We start from the raw sequence: 15,860 nt of genomic DNA, 5'->3' as shown, positions 1-15,860 counted from the left end.
AACAAAAAGAAGCGGGCACAATGCGCCGCTTCCCAATTCAGTTAATACATACAAAAACTTTCAGGTTCCACTACTCCCGCCGATAAAACACTTCAAAAAGCTGTGCGGCGGCGCTTGCCGCGGTTTTTCTCCCATCCAGGATGTCGTTCTCAAGCCCCGGCAACAGCTGCCTAACACCTTCATTTTGATAAAAGCTATAATGGAGCTGGTCAGAAATAACGGTGTGGAACCAGTCGCGCATTTGCGACCTCCGCCTTTCAAAAAACACGCCGGACCGTTCGGCTGCCTCCCTGAACTCCCCGATCACCGTCCAGATTTCCGGTATCCCTTTATGGGTCAAGGCTGAGCAGGAAAGCGCCCGGGTGTCCCAGCCTGGAGTTGCCTGCTGCAAGAAATGGAGAATCCGCTTGTATTCGATACGGGTCTGCTCCGCGAGAGGCTCGTTTAATCCGTCCGCCTTGTTCACCACAATTGCATCAGCAAGCTCCATGATTCCCTTTTTCATTCCCTGCAGCTCATCTCCCGCTCCGGTCAGGACAAGGAGGATGAAAAAGTCGACCATCCCCCTGACCGCCGTTTCACTTTGGCCAACCCCGACCGTTTCTACAAGGATGACATCAAACCCGGCCGCCTCGCACAAAAGCATCGATTCCCTCGTTTTCCGGTGCACCCCGCCAAGCTTACCACCGGAGGGAGAAGGACGAATAAATGCGTTTGGCTCTCGGGAAAGGTTCTCCATCCTCGTTTTATCGCCAAGGATGCTGCCTCCGCTCACCGTTGAGCTTGGGTCGACGGCAAGGACGGCAACCTTGTGGCCTTTTTCGCAAAGGAATGAACCAAATGCTTCAATAAATGTGCTTTTACCCGCGCCGGGAACTCCCGTTATCCCAATCCTGATTGACTTGCCGCTATGCGGGAGCAATTTTTGCAATAGCGCTTGAGCTTCATTGAAATGATGTCCCGCATTGCTTTCCACTAGCGTGATGCCGCGGGCCAGGGAGCTTCTTTCCCCGGCCAGGATGCCCTCAGCCAGCCTTTCGATTGAAATCTCGGAACCCGCTTTTTTACGGAAGCCTTTCCCGCTGCCCTTTTTACCAAAATCATTCACCATCAAAGCTCTACTTCCTCGTATCCGAGTGCTTCGTATATCGACTTGATCACTTTCTGCGCGGCGACTGGAATGACCGTGCCCGGCCCGAAAATCGCAGCTGCGCCGTGGTCATATAAATACGCATAGTCCTGGGCAGGGATGACCCCTCCGACAACGACGAGAATATCCGGACGGCCGAGTTTCCTGAGCTCCTCGACTAGCTGCGGCAAAAGGGTTTTATGGCCGGCAGCAAGGGAACTGAAGCCGACAACATGGACATCGTTTTCAACAGCCTGTATCGCCGTTTCGGCAGGGGTTTGAAACAGCGGGCCGATGTCGACGTCAAAGCCAAGGTCGGCGAAAGCGGTCGAAATGACTTTCGCACCGCGGTCGTGGCCGTCCTGGCCCATTTTTGCAATCAGAATCCTGGGCCTTCTTCCCTCGTTTTCAAGAAATTCATCGGCCATTGCCTTGACTTTGGCAATCTCCTCGTCATTGGAAAACGCCGAGCTGTAAATTCCGCTTACGGAACGGATGACAGCGCGATGGCGGCCAGCGGCTTTTTCAATCGCGCCAGAAATCTCGCCGAGTGTGGCTCTCGCCCTTGCTGCTTCAACCGCGAATTCAAGCAGGTTGCCTTCGCCAGAGCGAGCAGCTTCCTCAAGGGTGGAAAGCGCGGCTTCAACAGCCCCTGCATCCCGGTCTGCCTTTAATTGATTCAATCTCTCAATCTGTTTGTTCCGGACAGCAGTATTGTCGATGTCGAGTATTTCCAACGGCTCTTCCTGCTCGAGCCTGTACTTATTGACTCCGACGATTATTTCTTTTCCAGAATCGATTTGTGCCTGCCTTCTGGCCGCCGCCTCTTCGATTTTCATTTTCGGCAATCCGGTCTCAATGGCCTTTGCCATGCCTCCGAGCGCTTCAACCTCATCAATATGGGCGGTTGCCCGTTTAATTAACTCAGCTGTCAGCGCCTCGACATAGTAGGAGCCTCCCCAAGGATCAATGACTTTTGTAATCCCGGTTTCCTCCTGGAGGAAAAGCTGAGTATTACGGGCAATACGCGCCGAAAAGTCTGTCGGCAAAGCAATCGCTTCATCAAGGGCGTTCGTGTGCAGCGACTGAGTATGGCCCATTGCAGCGGCATGCGCCTCTAGGAGCGTTCGCATAACATTATTGAACGGATCCTGCTCGGTCAGGCTCCAGCCGGACGTTTGCGAATGCGTCCTGAGCGCCAGTGATTTTTCATTCTTTGGATTGAATTCCTTCATCATTTTCGCCCAGATAAAGCGGGCTGCCCTCATCTTCGCGACTTCCATGAAATAATTCATCCCAATTCCCCAGAAGAAGCTGAGCCTTGGAGCGAACGAGTCAATATCAATTCCGGCCTTCAAACCGGTCCTGACGTATTCCAGGCCATCGGCGAGCGTATAAGCGAGTTCGATATCCGCTGGAGCGCCGGCTTCCTGCATATGGTAGCCGGAAATCGAAATCGAATTGAACTTCGGCATATACTTTGATGTGTAGGCAAAGATATCGGCGATAATCTTCATCGACATCTCAGGTGGATATATATAAGTGTTCCGGACCATGTATTCTTTTAAAATATCATTCTGGATCGTGCCTGAAAGCTGCTCCCTGCTTACCCCTTGTTCCTCGGCCGTTACAATGTAGAATGCTAGAACAGGCAGCACGGCTCCGTTCATTGTCATCGAGACGGACATTTGGTCAAGCGGAATGCCATCGAAAAGGATTTTCATATCGAGCACGGAATCAATCGCAACCCCGGCCTTGCCGACATCGCCGACAACCCTTGGATGATCGGAATCGTAGCCACGGTGGGTCGCGAGGTCAAAGGCAACCGAAAGTCCTTTTTGCCCCATCGCCAAATTCCTTCTGTAAAAGGCATTGCTTTCTTCCGCCGTTGAAAAGCCAGCATACTGGCGCACGGTCCACGGCCTGTTCACATACATCGTCGGATAGGGCCCGCGGGTGAATGGCGGCAGCCCCGGCTTCCCATCCAGGTGTTCAAGGCCGGCAAGATCATCTTCTGAATAAACAGGCTTCAGGCCGATTCCTTCATTCGTCTCAAAAAGAAGGCGGTCGATTTGTTCCCCTGCAAGCTTTTCATATTTGGCCTTCCATTCTTCTTTTCTGGAAACGCGGCTGGCACCGATTAGGTCCACCGTTTGAAAATTAGGCTTTTTAGTCATTCCCTGCCGCCTCCATTTCAGCAATTACATTGGCCAAAAAGTCATGGCAATTGCTTCTTATATGAATAAAATCCTTCAGGCCGGCTTCGAGCCAGTCATTTTTTTCCTCAGGCCTTGGCTGCCCAGCCAGGTAAAACACAACCCCCGGATGGCGCCGTTTCAATTCGGATAAAATCTCTAACCCCATTTCCGTGTACCGCTCATCCGTGGAGCAGAAGCAATAACGGGCAAGCCCTGTTTCGGCTATGAACGCTTCTGCATCCGCCACAGAAAGGACCATTCCGCTCCGAATCGCACTTATGCCGCCAGGAGCCAGAAAGCCTTCCATAAAGTCCGCGCGCGCTTTGCTTTCTTTCAGGCTGCCCAGGCAAATGAGGCCCATCGAAACCTTGCCCCCACATGTTTCAAGCGCAGCCACTTTCAGCCGCAGTTCCTCAAAAGGAATTGAAAGCCGCGTTCCCCGGATTCCGTGGTCCCGATCATCACGATTCTCCGGTATCGCCTTCGCGGTTTCGGCAAGATTGGCATAAACATTCGTACCGACGATGCTTTGCTTTCTTGCTTTCACATCGGCCACCCTTTGAGCAAGCGTTGCGGCAATTTCATTTTTGAGCCATCCCGATTCAAACACTGCAGGCATGCCTCCGAGGGCATCTATTTTTCCAAAAAGCTCCCACGCCTTTTCAGCCAATTGCTCGGTCAGTTCTTCGATGTACCAGGAACCGCCTGCCGGGTCGGCCACTTTATCCAAATGGGCTTCCTCCTGAAGAATGAGCTGGATATTCCTCGCAACTCGTTCAGAAAGAGGAGTGGTGCCTTCAAGCGAATCAAATGGCTCGACGTGCACAAACTGTACGCCTCCAAGTACCGCGGCAAACGCCTCATTACCAGAGCGAAGCAGGTTGACATGCGGGTCGTAAAGCGTTTTAGTAAACCTTGACGTTTCCGCGGCAATGACCATCGCGCGGACGGATTCCGCAGCGCCATATAGTTCCCCAATCCTATCCCATATCATTCGTGCAGCCCGAAGCTTGGCAATTTCCATAAAAAAATTGGCGCCGACTGCGAAGGTAAAAACAATCTTTGAAAAAACGGCATCAATGTCCATGCCCGCCTTCAAGAGCTGTTCAATATAAAACACACCTGATGCGGCACTCGCGGCCAGTTCCTGAACCGCATTCGCACCTGCATTATGGTAGACCCCCACATTCACCAGAACCGTTCTCAAATTTGGGTGCTTCATTTCTGTTTCGGCAATCGTTTTCTCCCAGCCGCCCAGGTCCTTAGGTTTGTCTCTGTTGCTAGTTGAGATTTCAGCAAGTGGATCAAAACCGATGTACCCGGTTATTCCGCCGTCTTCAATTGCTTCTTCCAATGCGGCGATAAAGTCCGCCTGACTACTGCCCGCATCAACCGCAAACGGATAGGATGCTGAAAAACGGGCTGCCGCAAGGGCCGATTCCCGTTCGTTACCTCTCTTCATTTTAAAAGAAATCGCGGTTTGCCCTTTTGCAAAAGCATCCGTTAGCTTGCTTGTTAACTCATCCGCTGATTGCCAGGAAATTTGCTGGGCGATATGCCATTTCGTGTCCCTATATCCGAGCGGGTTGATTCCCCTCCTATAATCAGGGCTGCCGGGATAACCCGCTATTTTTCCATCCTCCCGGGTGTAAAGCGGTTTCAAAATAAGCGATTCATATGTATGGCTATTCAATGCATCAATTGATTTCCCTTTTAGAGCTTGTTCGGCTTTATTTTTCCAATCATCCATTGTTGTTTCGGGAAAACGATAAGCCATGATTTTGTCCATCCCCATACTCGGTCGTCCCCAGGCGCGGAGACGGTCCCCCCTTTCTCTGCCGTTCCAAAAATTCTAAATAGTCGCTGCTTTTATTGTAGTATAGCGGCTCAGTTGAGGCAACGCAGAACCGGCACTGCCTTTTTGGTAAAATTCGATACCGCCATTAATGAAAAGTTGCTTATGGAAAAGGTCGGCCAACAGTGGATCCGAGTTGAAAGCCCGCCTCCAACCGGAAGCGGGCTTTCAACTTTTATTAATACACGGACGTATTCGATTTCGAGGTGTTTTCGATTATCTCCTTGACCCGCTGCAGGAATCGGCCGCAAATAAGGCCATCCAGCACCCGGTGGTCGAGCGACATGCACAGGTTCACCATATCCCTTACGGCAATCATGCCGTTATTCATGACGACAGGACGCTTGACAATCGATTCGACCTGAAGGATTGCCGCCTGCGGATAATTGATGATGCCCATCGACTGAACGGAACCGAAAGATCCTGTGTTGTTGACCGTGAAAGTGCCACCCTGCATTTCATCCATTGTCAGCTTTCCGGCGCGCGCTTTTGCTGCCAGTTCGGTAATTTCACGGGCAATGCCTTTGATTGTCTTTTCATCGGCGTGCTTGATAACAGGGACGAAGAGAGCATCCTCCGTAGCTACCGCGATGGAAATATTGATATCCTTCTTTTGGATAATCTTATCTCCGGCCCACATGGAATTGATTTGCGGGAATTCCTTTAGCGCCTGAGCGACTGCTTTTACGAAAAATGCAAAGAATGTCAGGTTGAAGCCTTCCTTCTTTTTAAAATCATCCTTGATGGAGTTACGATATTCAACAAGTCCGGTCGCATCGACTTCGATCATTGTCCAGGCGTGCGGAGCTTCATGCTTGCTTCTCAGCATATTGGCCGCAATGGCCTTCCTTACACCTGTAACCGGTATTTCGATATCTCCAGGCATGGAAGGAACGTTTACAGGCGCTGTTGCCGCTGGCTTAGATTCCTGGACGGCCTGCCCGGAAACCTGTGCTGCAAGCGTCTGGCTGCTAACCGGTTCCGCTTTTTGTTCAGCTGCAGCTGGAATGTTACCCGATTCAATCAGTTTTAACAAATCTTTTCGGGTAATCCGCCCGCCGGCTCCTGATCCCTTCACCTGGCCAAGGTCAATCCCGTGTTCCTGCGAAAGCTTTAGGACCGCGGGGGAATAACGCAATTTGCTGCCGGTTTGTTCTCCCGTTCCTGCCTCCGATGATGTATCGGCTTGTTCAACGGTTTCCTTCGGTGCAGAAGCGGGTCCCGTACTAGTTGAAGCGACATCTTCGCCCCCAACTTCAATTGTACAGATTACTTCCCCTACAGCGAGGGTGTCACCTTCCCCGGCAATCAGTTCCTTGATTGTCCCTTCAAAAGAAGACGGGATTTCGGCATTCACTTTATCTGTCATGACCTCTGCAAGCGGATCATATTTATTGACTTTGTCGCCAGGGGATACTAGCCATTTGCTGATCGTGCCTTCCGTCACGCTTTCTCCCAGCTGCGGCATTTTAATTTGTTCAACTGCCAAGTGAGGTCACTCCTTCAAACATATTCAGGCGCTTGCCTTAGAATTCGGCGAGCTCCCGCATGGCTTTTTCAACTTTTTCGGGATTCATCATGAAAAACTTCTCCATTGTCGGTGCATAAGGCATCGCAGGGACATCCGGGCCGGCAAGCCTTTTGATTGGGGCATCAAGCTCGAACAGGCAATGCTCGGCAATAATCGCCGATACTTCACTCATGATACTGCCCTCCTTGTTATCCTCGGTTACAAGCAGAACTTTACCTGTTTTAGAGGCCGCTTCGATGATTGCCTCCTTATCAAGCGGATAAACCGTCCTCAAATCGAGGATATGGGCTGAGATGCCATCTTTTGCAAGCTTTTCGGCTGCCTGTAGTGCAAAATGGACGCATAGGCCATATGTGATGACCGTAATGTCCTCCCCTTCCCTTTTTACATCGGCTTTGCCGATTGGAAGTGTGTAATCGTCTTCTGGTACCTCGCCTTTTATGAGGCGGTATGCCCGTTTATGTTCAAAGAACAAAACAGGATCCTCATCGCGGATTGCTGCCTTCAACAAACCTTTTACATCATATGGAGTTGAAGGCATGACGATTTTCAGTCCGGGCTGGTTTGCAAACACAGCTTCAACCGACTGCGAGTGATACAATGCTCCGTGTACCCCGCCCCCGTAAGGCGCCCTGATTACAATCGGGCAGCTCCAATCATTATTGGAACGGTACCGGATTCGTGCGGCCTCCGAAATAATTTGGTTGACAGCAGGCATGATGAAATCCGCGAATTGCATTTCGGCAATCGGGCGCATCCCGTACATCGCTGCGCCAATACCTACGCCTGCAATTGCAGATTCAGCTAAAGGAGTATCAATGACGCGCTCCTCGCCGAACTTTTCATACAATCCGTGGGTCGCCTTAAAGACGCCGCCTTTGCGTCCGACATCCTCGCCAAGGACGAAAACCCTCGAATCCCTTTCCATTTCTTCACGTATCGCCATTGTGACTGCATCAATATAAGAAATTACCGCCATTTATGCATCCCCCTGACTTTCCGCATAGACATATTTAAGCGCATCCTCCGGATTGGCATATGGCGCATTCTCGGCATAATCGGTCGCTTCGTTCACTTGCTTCATAATCCGGTCGTTGATTTTCTTTTCGAGTTCATCATCCATTACGCCGGTTTCTTTTAAATAGGCCCCGAAAGTAATAATCGGATCCTTTGATTTCGCTTCCGCCACTTCATCTGGAGCCCGGTAAACCCTGTCATCATCATCCGATGAGTGGGCCGTGAGCCTGTATGTAATGGTTTCAACTAGGGTTGGCCCTTCGCCGCGGCGGGCACGGTCGGCAGCTTCTTTTACAACCTTGTATACCTCGAGCGGGTCGTTTCCGTCGACGGTAATCCCCGGCATGCCGTAGCCAATCGCCCTGTCGGAGACATTTTCACAGGCAAGCTGCTTTTCAATCGGAACCGAGATGGCATATTTATTGTTTTCACACATAAAAATGACCGGTAGCTTATGGACGCCCGCGAAATTCGCCCCTTCGTGGAAATCCCCCTGGTTGGATGAACCTTCTCCAAAGGTGACAAAGGTGATAAAATCCTTTTTTTCCATCTTCCCGGCGAGAGCGATTCCAACGGCATGGGGTACCTGGGTGGTAACCGGGGATGAACCGGTCACGATACGGTTTTTCTTTTGGCCGAAATGGCCCGGCATCTGGCGTCCGCCGGAATTCGGGTCTTCAGCTTTTGCAAATCCCGACAGCATCAATTCCGTCGGCGTCATTCCAAACGTCAGGACTACTCCCATGTCCCTGTAATAAGGAAGGACATAATCCTTATCCCTGTCCAGCGCAAAGGCTGCGCCAACCTGCGCGGCCTCCTGCCCTTGGCACGAAATGACAAATGGTATTTTCCCCGAACGGTTTAAGAGCCACATCCGTTCGTCAAGGCGCCTGGACATAAGCATTGTTTCGTACATTTCCAATATGGTTTCATCGCTTAGACCCAATTTTTGGTGGCGATTTTCTGCCATTAACTCAAACCTCCTAAAAATTCGTAGTAAGTGAAGGACATACGCGATCCCATCCTCCAATAAGGAGATTTAGGAATGGAGCGCCCTTCCATCGACTGCCAGAGCAGCTTCCCCAATGGCCTCCGACAATGTTGGGTGCGGATGGATTGTATGGGCAATTTCCCACGGTGTCGCATCCAGTACCTTTGCAAGCCCGGCTTCGGATATCATATCCGTTACATGCGGGCCGATCATATGGACGCCAAGCAGGTCATTTGTTTCTTCATCGGCCACGATTTTGACGAACCCGTCCGACTCCCCGAATACAAGCGCCTTACCAATCGCCCTGAACGAAAATTTTCCAGTCTTTACTTTGTGGCCGAGTTCCTTCGCTTCCGCCTCGGTCAAGCCGACGCTGGCTGCTTCAGGATGGCTGTATATACATTTTGAAACCAATGTGTAGTCAATTGGCTGCGGATCCTTTCCCGCAATATGCTCAACCGCGACGATTCCTTCGTGCGATGCAACATGCGCGAGCTGAAGCCCCCCAATGACATCCCCTACAGCATAAATATGGGATTCCTTCGTTTGGAAGAATTCATTGGTCTTAATAAAGCCTTTTTCAATTTCAATCTCGGTGTTTTCCAGGCCGATTCCTTCGATATTCGCCTGCCGTCCTACGGAGACAAGAAGTTTATCCGCCTTGTACTCCTTTAGAGTATCCTTGACTTCCGCGGAAATCGAAACACCTTCGCCTTTGGATAGTGTTTCTGGGAGCACCTTCGCGCCGGTAACGATTTTAACCCCCCGTTTTTTCATCAGGCGCTGCATTTCCTTTGATACCTCATGGTCTTCGGTCGGAATGATGCGAGGCGCGTATTCAAGTACGGTCACCTCTACTCCGAAATCGGAAAGCATTGAAGCCCACTCGATTCCGATAACCCCGCCGCCAACAATAATAATCGAAGATGGAAGGGATTCCATCTTAAGCGCTTCGTCCGATGAGAGAACGAATTGCCCGTCGATATCGAGGCCAGGCAACGAACGGGGCCTTGAACCTGTCGCAAGCAGGACATTTTTGGGGATGAGCATTTCATTATCCGAACCATCGTTCATTTCCACTGAAATCGTTCCCGGCATCGGCGAGAAGATGGATGGGCCGAGGATTCTGCCCATTCCTTCGTAAACATCGATTTTGCCTTGCTTCATAAGGTGCTGGACGCCTTTATGCAGCTGGGCTACAATCGATTCCTTCCGTTCCTGTACTTTGCCGAAATCAAATGTCACGTCCGATGCGAACACGCCAAATTGCTCGCTTTTTTTAGCCGTAGCATATACCTCAGCGCTCCTGAGCAGGGCTTTGGACGGAATGCAGCCGTTATGGAGGCACGTCCCCCCAAGTTTTCCTTTTTCAACAATTGCAGTTTTTAGCCCTAATTGAGATGCGCGGATAGCTGCCACATAGCCGCCGGTGCCCCCGCCTAAAATGACCAAATCGTATTCCTGTGCCATTGGTTTGCCCCCTGTTAAATAATTGATGTATGAATTTTTGCCTGGTTCGGGTAGATTTTGGCTTCCTCTTCTCCTTTTAGGACGCGCAGCGCGCCTTCGGCGAGGGCCTGGAGCTCATTTTCTCCGGGATGGACGATTACATCCGAAATCCAGTTGATACGCTCGGTTATTAATTTAACGAATGATTTTCCATATGCGAGCCCGCCGGTCAGGATGATGGCATCAACCTTGCCTGCAAGCACTGCACTGGCGGAGCCAATTTCCTTGGCAACCTGGTAAGCCATCGCTTCATAGACAAGCTTGGCTTTCCTGTTTCCCTTTTCAATCATTTTCTCAACCTGCACGGCGTCGCTGGTTCCCAGGTAACCGACGAGCCCCCCCTGGCCGACGAGTTTTTTCATAATTTCATCACGATAGTATTCCCCTGAATAACAGAGGCTGACAAGGTCACCGGCAGGAACAGTTCCGGCGCGTTCCGGGCTGAATGGCCCATCTCCGTGCAGTCCGTTATTCACATCGATGACCCTTCCGCACTTATGTACGCCAACCGTAATGCCGCCCCCCATGTGGACAACGATCAGATTAAGGTCATAATAGCTTTTCCCCAATTCCCTAGACACTCTCCTGCCAACGGCTTTTTGGTTCAAAGCATGGAAAATACTTTTTCGCTCTATTAATGAGAACCCGGAAACTCTGGCGATATCTTCGAGCTCATCAACGACGACGGGATCGACGATATAGGCCGGTATATTCAGCCCCTCCGCTATCTCGTAGGCAATGATTCCGCCAAGATTCGAGGCATGCTGGCCGGAATAGCCGTTTTTCAGGTCTTCCAGCATTGCGCTGTTAACCGAATATGTACCGCCTTCTATCGGGCGAAGCAATCCGCCGCGCCCGCAAACGGCGCTTAATTTCGATAAGTTGATTCCTTCATTATCAAGCGTTTCCAGGATCGTTTCTTTACGGAATGCGTATTGATCGATGATGCTCTCAAAGGAAGTAATTTTTTCAGAATCATGGCGAATCGACTTTTCCAATACCGATCGCTCATTGTCAAAGATGCCAATTTTCGTGGATGTAGAGCCCGGATTGATTACCAGGATCCGATAGTCTTTGCTTTGCACCATTCAAGACCTCCAGAAAGCTGATAAGTGGTGATTACCCACTGATAAAAGCCTTGTTCTACTGTGGCCGCATTCTCCGCCCGCGCGGAGTTATAACGGCAGAACGAAACCGATCGGTTCAGCTAATCCACTAAACCGTTTCACGACTTTTCCATTCGGAACCGGCCTCCCATATTGAAATGGATATCCTCCCGTACAAAGTGGGAAGGCCGGAGTTTCCGATGCTTAACGCCTGCTTAGGATATGATGGCCGTTTTGCAGGAATTGGCTTCTGGAATTTCGCATCCTTTCGATACGCTCCTCCGCCATACGGTCTGCGGCCTTATAAGTAGGAATGCCATCACGCTTTGCGATTTCAATGACTTTTTCAATGTTGGAATAAATCGTTTCAATTTTTTTCATAGCCCGCTCATGGTTGTAGCCATACAGTTCGTCCGCTACATTTATTACGCCGCCTGCATTGATGACATAATCCGGAGCATAAACAATGCCAAGTTCATGGATCATGTCCCCATGCCGTGTATCCTTCAGCTGGTTATTCGCTGATCCCGCAATGACCTTTGCCTTTAATTGCGGAATTGTTTCATCATTTATAACAGCCCCAAGCGCACATGGAGCATAGATATCACAGTCAACGCCGTATATTTCATCCGGATCCACTGCCTTTGCCCCAAACTCCTCTACAGCCCTTTGAACAGCCTCTTTATTAATATCTGTTACGATTAGCCTGGCACCTTCTTCGTGTAGGTGGCGGCAAAGATTGTAGGCTACGTTCCCCACTCCCTGAATGGCAACTGTTTTTCCTTCAAGAGAATCCGAGCCGTAAGCTTCCTTGGCGGCAGCCTTCATTCCCCTGAATACACCGTAAGCAGTAGCCGGGGACGGATTACCCGAAGATCCGAACGCCGGGGAAATTCCTGTGACATAGTCAGTTTCTTCATGGATTATATCCATATCGGCAACAGTCGTGCCGACATCTTCCGCGGTTATGTAACGGCCATTTAAGCCTTGGATGTATCTACCGAAAGCACGGAACATTTCTTCATTTTTGTCTTTGCGCGGATCGCCTATGATGACGGTCTTCCCGCCGCCAAGGTTCAATCCGGCCGCTGCATTTTTATATGTCATGCCTCGGGAAAGGCGGAGTGCATCCTCAATCGCGGCTTCCTCAGAGTCATATGTCCACATCCGCGTTCCACCAAGTGCAGGCCCTAGAGTGGTATCATGGATCGCGATAATTGCCTTAAGCCCTGATTGCTTGTCCTGGCAGAAAACTACCTGTTCATAATCATACTGCTCCAAATATTTAAAGATTTCCATTTTCTTTTCCTCCCTAATCTTCATTTTTGTCCATTCACAGAGCATAGTGCGAGAGCGAGTGAGTAAAGCTTGCTTTCAGAAGAATCAGACCTGGAAGTCAGGATAATGGGTGCCTTCGCACCACAGATGACTGCACCGACTTTTGCCTTAGCGAAATAAACGAGCGACTTATATAGAACATTTCCTGTTTCGATTGATGGGACGAGCAGGATGTCCGCTTTCCCCGCTACAGCACCGGAAATGCCTTTGTGTTCCGCGGCCGGCACTGATACAGCGTTATCAAGCGCAAGCGGCCCATCAACGATACAGCCGCTGATTTGCCCGCGTTTATTCATTGCTGACAAAGAGGCTGCATCCAAAGTAGCCTGCATGGCAGGATTTATAGTTTCAACAGCACACAAGGGCGCCACCTTCGGGTTATCCACCCCGATTGAATTCGCCAACGCTACGGCATTCCTTATGATGTCGGCTTTTTGTTCCAGATCCGGTGCAATATTCATTGCCGAGTCGGTAACAAAGATTAGCCTGTCGTATCCTTCAATTTCAAAGGCTGCCGTATGCGAAAGAATCTTTCCTGTCCGGAGGCCGAAATCCTTGTTCAATACTGCTTTAAGAATAACAGAAGTCTGGACATTCCCTTTCATTAAAACATCCGCCCGCCCGCTGCTTACCGCCTTTACGGCATCTTCTGCCGCTGTTTTCGGGTATGGGCAGTGAATGATGCTCATTGAACCATCAGGTGAAGAGCCGTACATGGATTCAATCTGTTCCCGGTCACCGTACAAAAGAAAATTTGCCAAATTCTTTTGTACCGCGAGGCCAATCGCTTCAAGTACTTCGTATTCTCCAGCGGCTGCTACAGCCACTGTTTTTTTGCCGTTCTTCGCTGCTTTACCGATTAACGATTCAAGAAACATTATGTGCAATCATCCCCTTTGATGGGTAACTCCATCCCCGTAATCCTTTGATGCAAGTTCCGTGCCAAAATAGCATTCCATATATAAGAATCACAAAAACCTTGGGATACAGTTTAAATTTGCTCAAAATCAAGCGCGGGTAATAAAGTGCCGGTACGCAAAACAATTCTCATAAGCCAAGTTCATTTGCAAAAAAGTGCATATCTTGCAAATTATTGCATGCTTTTATTTTCAAGCTCATATTTCTCAAGTTTATAATACAAATTCCTAATCGAGAGCCCGAGCATTTTTGCGGCTTTTGTTTTATTTCCATTTGCCCGTTGCATCGTCCGGCTAATAATTTCTGCTTCATAACGATCGAGCATCTCCGCAAGTGACAAGGATTCTCCTCGGCCCTCCTCAGACATCTCGATGTGGCCCTTCCGGCCGGTTTCCTTGTTCTTTAGTTCGGGCAGATGTTTTCCGTCAATGATTGTTTCATTGTATGCCATGAAAATAATCGCCCTGCCAAGGATATTTTCTAGTTCCCGGACATTTCCCGGCCAGCTGTATTCCTGAAGCTGGAGAATGGCGGCATCAGTTATCCCTTCAACGTTCCTGCCGTAATCCTGGTTGATTTTTTGAATTAGCCTTTCACACAAAATCGGTATTTCTTCTTTTCGGTTCCTTAAAGGCGGAATATGGATTGGCAGCCGGTTAATCCTGTAATAAAGGTCCTCCCTGAATGTCCCGGATGCAATCCCTTTCTCGAGATTTACATTCGTGGCGGCTATAATCCTCACATTGATTGGTAGTGGTTTAGTACCCCCGACCCGGATGATTTCCCTTTCCTGTAGGACCCTTAACAGCTTTGCCTGTGTATTCGCCGAAAGCTCCCCGATTTCATCCAGGAAAATGCTTCCGTTGTTTGCCTCTTCAAATAGTCCCGGCTTACCGCCTCTTTTCGCGCCGGAAAAAGCACCTTCTTCATAGCCAAAAAGTTCACTTTCCAAAAGTGTCTCCGACAATGCTGCGCAATTGACCCGTACAAACTTATTGAAGCGCCGGTCGCTCGCATTATGGATGGCATGGGCAAATAATTCCTTGCCTGTACCAGACTCTCCCCTTAGCAGGACGGTCGCTGGAGTTTTCGCCGCAAGCTTTGCCTGTTCGATAGCGAGTTGCATTTCTTCGGATTGCCCGATAATATCCTCAAAGGAATACTTGGCCTCGAGTGTCCGGATGATTTGCCTTGCCCTGGTCAATTCCCTGTTCAATGATTTAATTTCGGACATATCATGGATAACGCCAACACTTCCCTTTAGCTTTCCCTCCACAATAATGGGTGCAACATTTACAATGACTTCTTTTTTGTTTGGGCCGACGCGCATAGGGACACCGCGAACTGGCCTGCGGGTTTTTAAAACCTTCATGTGCATGCTTTCCCCTTCGGAAATGTCTGCTGTTGCTGGCTGGCCAATTACCTGTTCCCTGCTAAGCCCGGTGATCCGGTTATATGCGGGGTTAACTAAAATTCCGCGCCCTGCTTCATCGACAACCGATATGGCATCATCGCTTGATTGGATGATTGCTTCAAGCATCGTCTGGATTTCTTTCAAATTGGTGATTTCCTCCGCCAGGCGGACAACTTCCGAAATATCCTTGAACACGGCGAAAGCGCCGATTAACCCGCCGTTTTCGTCAATAATCGGAATTCTCGTTGTAATGATTTTCACGCCATTTTCGAGGACCATTTCCTGGTTTGCTTCAATCCTCCGGGTTTCCATCACAATGGGGAGCCTGCTCGAAGGAATGACTTCCCAAATATGGTTCCCTAATGCTTTTTTCCGGTCGTATTTGACCATTTCCGACGCTCGCCGGTTCAGAAGTGTTACAATCCCGTCCTTATTAATGACGACCATTCCATCATCCGTGGAATTAAAAATCAAATCATACTTATACGATTCATTTTTAAGGCGTTCAATCAAGTCTTCTTTTTCTTCCATCAAGGTTGAAATTAAAAATGCAACACTGCCAGGAATAAGGATCGATTTTTGCCCAGCGGCTTCCCTTAGCTCCGAAAAAACTTCCGGGTTCCCCGTAACCTCGAAAATGATATCAATATTTCCATCCAGGAACGCCTTCCAATCCGTTCCAGTTGGAATCCCCGCCTCTTGCGCAAGCACAATGCCCGGGGCGTCTTCATTTCTATCGATGATAGCCTTAACATCAAGCACTTCTGTTTCCTTCAGCATTCTCAGGATTGCGGTACCGCCCTTTCCAGCACCGATGATCATTGCATTTGGCAACCCCATGCACCCCTTCATGA

11 protein-coding genes and 1 pseudogene are annotated in these 15,860 nt (G+C 49.7%); all 12 read right to left on the bottom strand.

Features of this window, described 5'->3' with window-relative positions; all coding sequences use genetic code 11:
• Positions 1 to 70: 70 nt before the first annotated feature.
• The 12 genes and pseudogenes from meaB to RB160_RS07755 all read right to left on the bottom strand — a co-directional run bounded on the left by meaB (position 71) and on the right by RB160_RS07755 (position 15,846).
• Positions 71 to 1,111 carry a methylmalonyl Co-A mutase-associated GTPase MeaB gene (gene meaB / locus RB160_RS07805; RefSeq protein WP_316570035.1) on the bottom strand — a complete coding sequence of 347 codons (1,041 nt, stop codon included), beginning with the start codon at positions 1,109 to 1,111 and terminating at the stop codon, positions 71 to 73.
• The gene (gene scpA / locus RB160_RS07800) at positions 1,111 to 3,306 is read right to left on the bottom strand and encodes a methylmalonyl-CoA mutase (RefSeq protein ID WP_316569686.1); all 2,196 of its coding nucleotides are present in this window, start codon (positions 3,304 to 3,306) and stop codon (positions 1,111 to 1,113) included. Before scpA ends, meaB begins: the two co-directional genes overlap by 1 nt.
• Positions 3,299 to 5,122 (bottom strand): methylmalonyl-CoA mutase family protein, encoded by a 1,824-nt coding sequence (locus tag RB160_RS07795; RefSeq protein WP_316569685.1) that lies wholly within the window; start codon positions 5,120 to 5,122, stop codon positions 3,299 to 3,301. Before RB160_RS07795 ends, scpA begins: the two co-directional genes overlap by 8 nt.
• A 238-nt stretch (positions 5,123 to 5,360) precedes the next feature.
• The gene (locus RB160_RS24015; RefSeq protein ID WP_396954696.1) at positions 5,361 to 6,206 is read right to left on the bottom strand and encodes a dihydrolipoamide acetyltransferase family protein; all 846 of its coding nucleotides are present in this window, start codon (positions 6,204 to 6,206) and stop codon (positions 5,361 to 5,363) included.
• Positions 6,182 to 6,671 (bottom strand): annotated as a pseudogene (locus RB160_RS24010) (biotin/lipoyl-containing protein); the annotation flags it as partial. The pseudogene RB160_RS24010 and the gene RB160_RS24015, both read right to left, overlap by 25 nt.
• Before the next feature lie 37 nt (positions 6,672 to 6,708).
• Positions 6,709 to 7,692: an alpha-ketoacid dehydrogenase subunit beta gene (locus tag RB160_RS07785; protein ID WP_316569683.1), complete on the bottom strand. Its 984-nt coding sequence runs from the start codon at positions 7,690 to 7,692 to the stop codon at positions 6,709 to 6,711.
• Positions 7,693 to 8,700 carry a thiamine pyrophosphate-dependent dehydrogenase E1 component subunit alpha gene (locus tag RB160_RS07780; protein ID WP_316569682.1) on the bottom strand — a complete coding sequence of 336 codons (1,008 nt, stop codon included), beginning with the start codon at positions 8,698 to 8,700 and terminating at the stop codon, positions 7,693 to 7,695.
• A 69-nt stretch (positions 8,701 to 8,769) separates the two neighbouring features.
• Positions 8,770 to 10,191, bottom strand: coding sequence for a dihydrolipoyl dehydrogenase (gene lpdA, locus RB160_RS07775; protein ID WP_316569681.1), 1,422 nt, complete (start codon positions 10,189 to 10,191; stop codon positions 8,770 to 8,772).
• Positions 10,192 to 10,205: 14 nt separating this feature from the next.
• Positions 10,206 to 11,318, bottom strand: a complete 1,113-nt coding sequence (buk, locus tag RB160_RS07770) for a butyrate kinase (RefSeq protein WP_396954684.1) — start codon at positions 11,316 to 11,318, stop codon at positions 10,206 to 10,208.
• A gap of 222 nt (positions 11,319 to 11,540) precedes the next feature.
• A complete protein-coding gene (gene bcd / locus RB160_RS07765; RefSeq protein ID WP_316569680.1) occupies positions 11,541 to 12,635 on the bottom strand; it encodes a branched-chain amino acid dehydrogenase in 1,095 nt (364 codons plus the stop codon).
• Between the two features lie 20 nt (positions 12,636 to 12,655).
• Positions 12,656 to 13,552, bottom strand: coding sequence for a phosphate butyryltransferase (gene yqiS, locus RB160_RS07760; RefSeq protein ID WP_316569679.1), 897 nt, complete (start codon positions 13,550 to 13,552; stop codon positions 12,656 to 12,658).
• 212 nt (positions 13,553 to 13,764) lie between these two features.
• Positions 13,765 to 15,846: a sigma 54-interacting transcriptional regulator gene (locus tag RB160_RS07755; protein WP_396954683.1), complete on the bottom strand. Its 2,082-nt coding sequence runs from the start codon at positions 15,844 to 15,846 to the stop codon at positions 13,765 to 13,767.
• Positions 15,847 to 15,860: the final 14 nt, after the last annotated feature.

It is taken from the genome of Neobacillus sp. YIM B06451 (genome assembly GCF_032667185.1).
Classification (GTDB): Bacteria; Bacillota; Bacilli; order Bacillales; family Cytobacillaceae; genus Bacillus_D.
The sequence above is the reverse complement of the archived record's forward strand: the minus strand, read 5'-3'. Positions and strand labels throughout refer to the sequence as shown.

What these genes read in the sequence shown, in the direction of transcription:
- yqiS (WP_316569679.1), bottom strand. Translation starts at nt 13,552, where the DNA reads ATGTTTCTTGAATCGTTAATCGGTAAAGCAGCGAAGAACGGCAAAAAA.
- RB160_RS07755 (WP_396954683.1), bottom strand. Translation starts at nt 15,846, where the DNA reads ATGGGGTTGCCAAATGCAATGATCATCGGTGCTGGAAAGGGCGGTACC.
- buk (WP_396954684.1), bottom strand. Translation starts at nt 11,318, where the DNA reads ATGGTGCAAAGCAAAGACTATCGGATCCTGGTAATCAATCCGGGCTCT.
- meaB (WP_316570035.1), bottom strand. Translation starts at nt 1,111, where the DNA reads ATGGTGAATGATTTTGGTAAAAAGGGCAGCGGGAAAGGCTTCCGTAAA.
- RB160_RS07785 (WP_316569683.1), bottom strand. Translation starts at nt 7,692, where the DNA reads ATGGCGGTAATTTCTTATATTGATGCAGTCACAATGGCGATACGTGAA.
- RB160_RS07795 (WP_316569685.1), bottom strand. Translation starts at nt 5,122, where the DNA reads ATGGGGATGGACAAAATCATGGCTTATCGTTTTCCCGAAACAACAATG.
- scpA (WP_316569686.1), bottom strand. Translation starts at nt 3,306, where the DNA reads ATGACTAAAAAGCCTAATTTTCAAACGGTGGACCTAATCGGTGCCAGC.
- bcd (WP_316569680.1), bottom strand. Translation starts at nt 12,635, where the DNA reads ATGGAAATCTTTAAATATTTGGAGCAGTATGATTATGAACAGGTAGTT.
- lpdA (WP_316569681.1), bottom strand. Translation starts at nt 10,191, where the DNA reads ATGGCACAGGAATACGATTTGGTCATTTTAGGCGGGGGCACCGGCGGC.
- RB160_RS07780 (WP_316569682.1), bottom strand. Translation starts at nt 8,700, where the DNA reads ATGGCAGAAAATCGCCACCAAAAATTGGGTCTAAGCGATGAAACCATA.